Annotated in this window: 5 protein-coding genes; 3 read left to right on the top strand and 2 right to left on the bottom strand. The window is 69.5% G+C overall.

Features of this window, described 5'->3' with window-relative positions:
* Nucleotides 1–76 precede the first annotated feature (76 nt).
* Nucleotides 77–898: a carbohydrate-binding protein gene (locus ACFWY5_RS30005; protein ID WP_379618248.1), complete on the bottom strand. Its 822-nt coding sequence runs from the start codon at nucleotides 896–898 to the stop codon at nucleotides 77–79.
* 152 nt (nucleotides 899–1,050) lie between these two features.
* On the opposite strand from ACFWY5_RS30005, the gene ACFWY5_RS30000 reads away from it, so the two are divergent.
* The gene (locus ACFWY5_RS30000; RefSeq protein WP_379635882.1) at nucleotides 1,051–2,433 is read left to right on the top strand and encodes a pyridoxal phosphate-dependent decarboxylase family protein; all 1,383 of its coding nucleotides are present in this window, start codon (nucleotides 1,051–1,053) and stop codon (nucleotides 2,431–2,433) included.
* A 284-nt stretch (nucleotides 2,434–2,717) separates the two neighbouring features.
* Here the strand turns inward: ACFWY5_RS30000 and ACFWY5_RS29995 are convergent, their stop codons facing one another.
* Nucleotides 2,718–4,184 (bottom strand): aldehyde dehydrogenase (NADP(+)), encoded by a 1,467-nt coding sequence (locus ACFWY5_RS29995; RefSeq protein ID WP_379635891.1) that lies wholly within the window; start codon nucleotides 4,182–4,184, stop codon nucleotides 2,718–2,720.
* A gap of 556 nt (nucleotides 4,185–4,740) precedes the next feature.
* Between ACFWY5_RS29995 and ACFWY5_RS29990 the strand changes: the two genes are divergently transcribed.
* Complete coding sequence (locus ACFWY5_RS29990) at nucleotides 4,741–6,012, top strand: glucarate dehydratase family protein (RefSeq protein ID WP_379635880.1); 1,272 nt, start codon at nucleotides 4,741–4,743, stop codon at nucleotides 6,010–6,012.
* Between the two features lie 55 nt (nucleotides 6,013–6,067).
* A complete protein-coding gene (locus ACFWY5_RS29985) occupies nucleotides 6,068–7,201 on the top strand; it encodes a hypothetical protein (protein WP_379618242.1) in 1,134 nt (377 codons plus the stop codon).
* The last annotated feature ends 252 nt before the right edge of the window (nucleotides 7,202–7,453 follow it).

Below are 7,453 nucleotides of genomic sequence, written 5' to 3'. Positions count from 1 at the left end.
CCTGGCCACCGCGAGCGCGCGGAGCCTGAGGGATGGGCGGCCGCCGCCGGGCGCGGCGGGCCCGGCGGCGGAGGGTTCACACGCGCTGCCAGAGCGCCGGCACGTTGGGCGGCTCCCAGCCGGCCTGCGAGGTGTGGGCCTGCAGGCACCGGTAGCTGGAGCCCCCGTACGTCACCCCCGCACCGGCTGTGTACCCGACACCCGGAGCCCAGGTGCCGGTGGGCGGCGGGGTGCTGGGAGGCGGGGTCGTGGGGGGCGGGCTCGTGGGCGGGGTCCCCGGCACACGGAGCACGAAGTCGAACGTCGCCTCCCGGCGCCCGCCGACCGTCCGGACGGTCATCAGCAGAGCCGGGTTGAAGATGGTGTCGGTGTTGTTACGCGGCTCGCCGGGGAAGTACAGCTGGGTCGTGAGCACGGGCCGGTTCGGCGCCTGCGCCTTGACGTGGATGTGCCGGGTACGCCCCGGATAGAGGCCGGGCACGATCGTGGTCAGCTTGAAGGCCCCGTTCGCGTCCGTGAACTGGTGGCCGCGGTAGTTGAACCCGACGTTGTCGTAGTTGCCGTTGGTGTCGCACTGCCAGAAGTCCAGCAGGACGTTGGCGAGAGGCTGGCAGGCCAGCCCGAAGACGTATCCGCTGACGGTCAGCCCGGTGCCGGATCCGGGGATCGTGCTCCGCCGGGGCGAGTTGGGCTTGAAGTAGGGGCCTTCCGTCTGCGCCGGCGTCGGGTCGTCGCCGTCGTCGCAGAAGGGCGTGGGGGTGAGCGGCCCGCCCTCGGCCCAAACGGTGCGGGCCAATGCGGGCGCCCCCGCCGCGAGCAGCGGCACCGGTGTGGCGATGAGAGCTGCTTTCAGAAGGGTTTTGCGGGAGATTGCGGGGGTGTTTCCCTCTTCTTCCATGGGGGGTCCTTCTCCTTGTCAGAGTTGGCCCCAAGTTCGCATTGTGGACATGACTGGAGAACCCTTCAGATCTCCATAACGTGGCCCTATGTCAATGTTCAAATCTGAACAACACTGGCGTATGGCAAGACCTGCCAGAAAGGAGTGCCCGCATGCCGTACCCCCTTGAACCTACTCCCGAGGACGCGCGCGCGATGGGAATGGCCGCCCTGGAGTTCGTCCAGAGTTATGTGAACGGCCTCGCCGACCGGCCGGCCAGCGACTTCGACGGCGCCGCCGAACTCGCCGCCGAACTGCGCGAACCCGCGCCCGAGGAAGGCCAGCCGTTCGCCAAACTGCTCGACGTGGTGGCCAGAGGCGCCACCACCGGCGTCACCACGGCCGGACCCGGCTACCTCGCCTACATTCCCGGCGGCGGCCTCTACGCCTCCGTCCTCGCCGACTTCGTGGCCGCCGCCGCCAACAAATACGTGACCGTCTGGAATCTCGCGCCCGGCTTCTCCCAGATCGAGGCGACGGTACTGCGCTGGCTGTGCGACCTGTTCGGCTACCCGGCCTCCGCGCGCGGCGTCCTGACCTCGGGCGGTTCGCTCGCCAACTTCTCCGCCATCGTCACCGCGCGCACCGCGCTCCTTCCGGAGAACTTCCTCGACGGCATCATCTACGTCACCGGGCAGACCCATGCCTCGTGCGCCAAGTCGGCGATGCTCGCCGGGTTTCCGCGTGCGAACGTGCGGGCCGTACCCACCCTGAACACCCTCACCATGGACCCGCAAGCCCTCGACGCCCTGATCGACGAGGACCGTCGCGCGGGCCGCCGGCCGTTCCTGGTGATCGGCAACGCCGGCACCACCAACACCGGCGCGGTGGACCCCCTCGACGCGCTCGGCGCGACCGCGCGCCGGCACGGCCTGTGGTTCCACGTGGACGGCGCCTACGGCGGCCCCTTCCAGCTCACCGAACGCGGCCGGACGGCCTTCCGCGGCATCGAGACCGCCGACTCGATCACGCTCGACCCGCACAAGGCCATGTTCCTTCCCTACGGCACCGGCGCCCTGCTGGTCCGCGACGGCGCCCGCCTGCGCGCCGCCCACCACGTGGGCGCCGACTACCTCCAGGACCTCAGCGCCGAGGAGGACATCCCGAACTTCACCGAGTACTCCCCCGAACTGACCCGCCGCTTCCGCGGCCTCGCCCTGTGGCTCCCGATCAAACTCCACGGCCTGGCCGCCTTCCGCGCGGCCCTCGACGAGAAGCTGGACCTGGCGAGGTACGCGTACGAGGAACTGGTCGCAGCGGGCTTCGAGGTGCCATGGGAGCCACGGCTGAGCACGGTCGCGTTCCGCGTCCCGGGCGACGACGACCGGGCGAGCCAGGAGTTGTTGCGGCGGGTGAACGCGGGTGGACGCGTGTTCCTGTCAAGCACGCTGGTAGGCGGACGCTTCTTCCTACGCCTGTCGATCGTCAGCTTCCGTACCCACCGGGACCGAGTAGAAGAAGCCCTCCAAGCCATAGGCCACCCCCACCAGCCCTAACCACCCACGACCAGATGCAGATCCCCAGATCCCAACAACCGGCTCCGCCTCCCCAAGAGCAGACGCGGAGCCGCTCCTTCACACCACCGCGCCCAGCCACAGACGCACAGCCAGCCCTCCACCCCCGCCGACCACAGACGCACAGCCAGCCCTTCAACCTCGCCGACCACAGACGCGCAGCCAGCAGCCTTTCACCCCCGCCGACCACCGAAGCACAGCTGGCCCTTCAACCTCGCCGACCACAGACGCGCAGCCGGCCCTCCAACCCCGCCACGCAAGCCCGGTCAGGCCTGAAGCCGCCCGTCCACCCGCTGAGGTACACCCAGCGGATTGCCATCCCGCAACTCCGGCGGCAGCAGCTCAGCCGGCCAGTCCTGATAGGCAGTCGGTGCCAGCCACCGATCGATGGCCGTGGCGCCGACAGAGGTATGGGCAGCACTGGTAGAGGCAGGCCAAGGCCCACCATGATGCATGGCCCAGCAGACGGCGACCCCGGTCGGCCAGCCGTTCCAGATCAGCCGCCCGGCCTTGCGCCCAAGCACCTCAGCGACGGGAGCCGCCTCCTCGGGCACGGTGCCGTGCACGGTAGCCGTCAACGACCCTTCCAACTGCTCGAGTACGGCCGGCAGCTCCGACACTTCCCGATACGTCACCACAATCGACGCAGGCCCGAAGCACTCCTCGGCAACCCGAGGCAACTTGCCGGCGAACTCCCCGATATCGGCGACAAAGACCGTGGGCGTAACCCCCCAGGCCCCCTCGCCCGCCTTCCCCTCGGCCAGCACGCGCAGCCCGGACAACCGCTCCAGCCCGCCCAGATACCCGTCCCTGATCCGCTCGGCCAGCATCGGCCCGCCCGTGGTCTCCCTGACCGCCGCCGCCAGCCGATCAAGCAGCCCGGCATCCTCCGGCACAAACAAAAGCCCCGGATTCGTACAGAACTGCCCCACCCCCAACGTCAGCGACCCCGCGAACCCGCCGGCCACCTCCTCCGCCCGAGCCGAAGGCAGCACCACCACCGGATTGACACTGCCCAGCTCCCCGAAGAACGGAACAGGCGTCTCCCGCTGGTCAATCAGCGCCTGAATGGCCTTACCCCCCGCCACCGACCCGGTGAATCCCACCGCCACCACAGCCGGATGCCGTACGAGCTCCGCCCCAGCCTGCACCCCATGCACCAGCCCGAGCAGATCCGGCGAAGGCAGCGCCGACCGCACCACCTCGGCCACCAACTCCGAGGTCTGCGGATGCCCAGGATGCGCCTTGACCACCACCGAACACCCAGCCGCCAGCGCCGAAGCGGTATCCCCTCCCGCCACCGAGAACGCGAACGGGAAGTTGCTGGCCGCGAACACCGCCACCACGCCGGGCAGCGGCCGCTTCATCCTCCGCACATCCGGCCGGGGCGGCGTCAACGACGGATCGGCATGGTCGATAATCGCCTCGACATGACCACCATCCCTGATCACCTGCGCGAACAGCCGGAACTGCCCGGCACTCCGGGCAATCTCCCCCCGCAGCCGCACCTCACCCAGCGCAGTCTCCCGCTCAGCCACCACCCAGAGATCGTCCGCCCGCGCGATCAACGCATCAGCCACAGCCTCAAGCACCCGAGCCCGCTCCCGCACCGAGACATCCCGCCACCCGACCGCCCTCGCACCAGCAACCCCGGCACCCGCCCCAAAGCCGACACTGGCGCTAACCCCGGGACCGGCACCAGCACTGGCGACTACCCCGCCGCCCCCACCGATTCCACCTGCCCCACTGGCCCCACCAGCGGCCCCGCTTGCCCCGCCGGACCCGCCGATCCCGGCGGCTCCACTCGCCCCACCGGCCCCACCGGCCCCACCAGCGGCCCTGCTCGCCCCGCCGACCCCGGCGGCTCCACTCGCCCCGCCGTCTCCGCCCTCGGCGCCTCCTCTGCTGGGGACTCCAGGAGCCCCGGCGCCTCCAGCGACCTCACCAGCACTGGCAGCAACCCCACTGGCCCCACCAGCGGCTCCGCTTACCCCACCAGACCCGCCGATCCCGATGGCTCCGCTCGCCCCGCCAACCCCGGCGGCTCCGTTTACCCGGCTGGCTCCGACGGCTGCGGCTGCGGCTGCGGAGACGATCGTGTTGACGCCTGCGCTGTCGGTCTCGGGCAGCGCTTCGCCCACGGTCTCGCCGGTCCTCGGGTCATGTCCGTAGATCATCGCTTGGCCTCCCAGTGCAATATCACACTTCACAACCTATCGCTTGACACCCTCACAGGGCGATTCTTACAGTTGCGACACCTGTCCACAAACCTGTCTTTCGTTCACATATATGGACGGCGGTTATATGATCATCCAGGAGATCCGTGTCACGCCTGTCGCGTTTCGAGACCCGCCGCTGCTGAACGCCGCCGGCGTCCACGAGCCCTGGGCACTGCGCACGATCATCGAGGTGATCACCGACAACGGCCTGTCCGGCCTCGGCGAGACCTACGGCGACCTCGACCACCTGACGAAGATGCGCGAATGCGCGCCCGCCCTCATCGGCGTGGACGTGCACCACACCAACGAGATCTACACCCGCATCACCGCGATCGCCGGCGACGTCGTCAGCGACCTCCACGGCCTGACCGGAACGTCCACCAAAGAGAAGAGCATCGATCGCATCTTCTCCCCCTTCGAGGTGGCATTGCTGGACATCCGAGGCAAGGCGGCCGGCGTCCCGGTGTGCGACCTGCTCGGTGGCCGGGTGCGGGAGGCGGTGCCGTACAGCGCCTATCTCTTCTACAAGTGGGACAGCCACCCGGGCGGCACGCCCGACCGCTTCGGCGCCGCGCTCGACCCCGCCGGGCTGGTGGAGCAGGCCGCACTTTTCATCAAGGAGTACGGCTTCCGCTCCATCAAGCTCAAAGGCGGCGTTCTCCCACCCGATGAAGAGATCGCCGCGATCCGGGCGCTGCATGAGGCGTTCCCCGGCGTGCCGCTGCGGCTGGACCCCAACACCGCCTGGACCCCCGAGACGTCCATCCGCGTGGCCCACGAACTGAACGGCACCCTCCAGTACCTCGAAGACCCCTGTCCGGAGATTTCCGGCATGGCGAATGTCTCGCAAAATATCGTGACAAAGCTTGCTACCAACATGTGCGTCGTCACCCCCGAACACCTCCCTCCGGCCATCGCCTCCGACGCCATCCAGGTCCTGCTGCTCGACCACCACTACTGGGGCGGCCTGACCCGCTCCGCCCAGGTCGCCGCCCTGTGCGGGACGTTCGGCCTGGAACTCTCCATGCACTCCAACTCCCATCTCGGCATCAGCCTGGCCGCCATGACCCACCTCGCCGCCGCCACCCCCAACCTCACCTACGCCTGCGACACCCACACGCCCTGGCAGGACGGCCAGGACGTCGTCGCCCCCGGAGCCCTGCGCTTCGTGGACGGGGCGGTACCGGTCCCCGACGGCCCCGGCCTGGGGATCGAGCTGGACCGCGAGACCCTGGCCAAGATGCACGAGCAGTACCTGACATGCGGACTCACCTCCCGGGACGACACCGGCTACATGCGACGCTTCGACCCCGAGTTCGTGGTGAAGCGAGGCCACTGGTGACCACCCCAAGGCCACTCGTGACCATCCCAAGGCAGTCGACGGAGAGGAACCCCCGGTGAACATCGCCTACCTCTACCCCTGGGACGTCGTAGGCGACCCCACCGCCCCCGGCCGCATCGCCGACCTGGGCGTCGAGGCAGTCGCCCTGGCCGCCTCCTACCACTCCACCCGCGCCGCCACCCCCTACCACCCGAACCACCGCGTTCTGGACGTAGCCCACTCAGCCTTCTACCTGCCGGTTCGCGAGGAGGCCTGGGGCCGTCTGGTCCCCGCCTCCCCCACATGGACAACCCCCGACGCCTACCTCACGGCCCGGGACGCCCTGAAGGCGGCCGGCCTCAAGGTCCTGGCCTGGACCGTCCTCACCCACAACTCCTTCTTGGGCACCAAGCACCCAGGCATCGCCACCCACAACGCCTTCGGCGACCTGTACCCCCACGCGCTCTGCCCCGCCCACCCCGAAGTCGTCGACTACTGCGAACGTCTGGTCCGCGAAATCCTCACCGTCGGCGAACCCGACGGCCTCATCCTCGAATCCTGCGGCCCCATGGGCTTCGGTCACCAGAACATGCACGAGAAGACCGCCGGCGCCGACTGGAACGGCCCGCTTGGCGACCTCCTCTCCCTCTGCTTCTGCACAGCCTGCGCCCCCCGCTACCCCGAAGGCACCCAAGAGCACATCAAACAAGTCGTCGACACCCAGCCCAACCCCGTCACGACAGAACAGGCCCTGGCCGACCACGCTCAGGCCATCAAAGAGGTACGGCTCAGCCTCTCCACCCACCTACGCCAACACCTGATCACCGTCGCCCGCGAGCTCTCCCCCGAAACCCCGATCACCCTCCATGCCAACCCCGACCCGTGGGCCGCAGGCGCCTTCGCGGCCCTCCCCAACGGCGAACCCGGCGCGGACGTCCTGGTCGGCAACTGCTGGGGCGACCCCACCTCCGACGCGCACCGCCTCACCACCCTGGCCAACATGGCCACCACACGGGCCAAGACCACCACGGCCCCCCAGCGGATCGGCGCCTACGTCCTCACACTCCCGCCCCGCCCAGCCGACGCCACGGTCCTAGCCGACCAGATGGCCACGTACGCCAAGGCAGGCGCCACCGAGTTCCACCTCTACCATGCGGGTCTCGCCTCCCCCGCCCGCCTGTCCGCCCTCCGCAAGGCCCTCAACCGCTGAACAACACCACCAAGCCCCCAGCCGCTTCGCCCCTGCCCGCCTATATCCCCGCAGGCCAAGCAACCCCGGCCAACCGGCACGGGCCAACTCGGCACGGGCCAACTCGGCCCGGGCCAACGGCCCCACCTAGACAACCGCGGCTGGCCCACGCTCTGCCCCAGACAGCAAGTGCAGCCGGATGGCCGGGTCCGGCCGACCAGCACAGGCCAACAGCCGGAGCCCTGCGCTGACCAGCGTCGATCGGCCGGCAAG

Origin of the sequence: Nonomuraea sp. NPDC059007 (assembly GCF_042740555.1) — a bacterium.
Taxonomy (GTDB): Bacteria; Actinomycetota; Actinomycetes; order Streptosporangiales; family Streptosporangiaceae; genus Nonomuraea.
This window is presented reverse-complemented; position numbering and strand designations above follow the sequence as displayed.

Excerpts from the sequence above, each read along its gene's own strand:
- ACFWY5_RS30005 (WP_379618248.1), bottom strand. The coding sequence starts at position 898 with ATGGAAGAAGAGGGAAACACCCCCGCAATCTCCCGCAAAACCCTTCTG.
- ACFWY5_RS30000 (WP_379635882.1), top strand. The coding sequence starts at position 1,051 with ATGCCGTACCCCCTTGAACCTACTCCCGAGGACGCGCGCGCGATGGGA.
- ACFWY5_RS29990 (WP_379635880.1), top strand. The coding sequence starts at position 4,741 with ATGGACGGCGGTTATATGATCATCCAGGAGATCCGTGTCACGCCTGTC.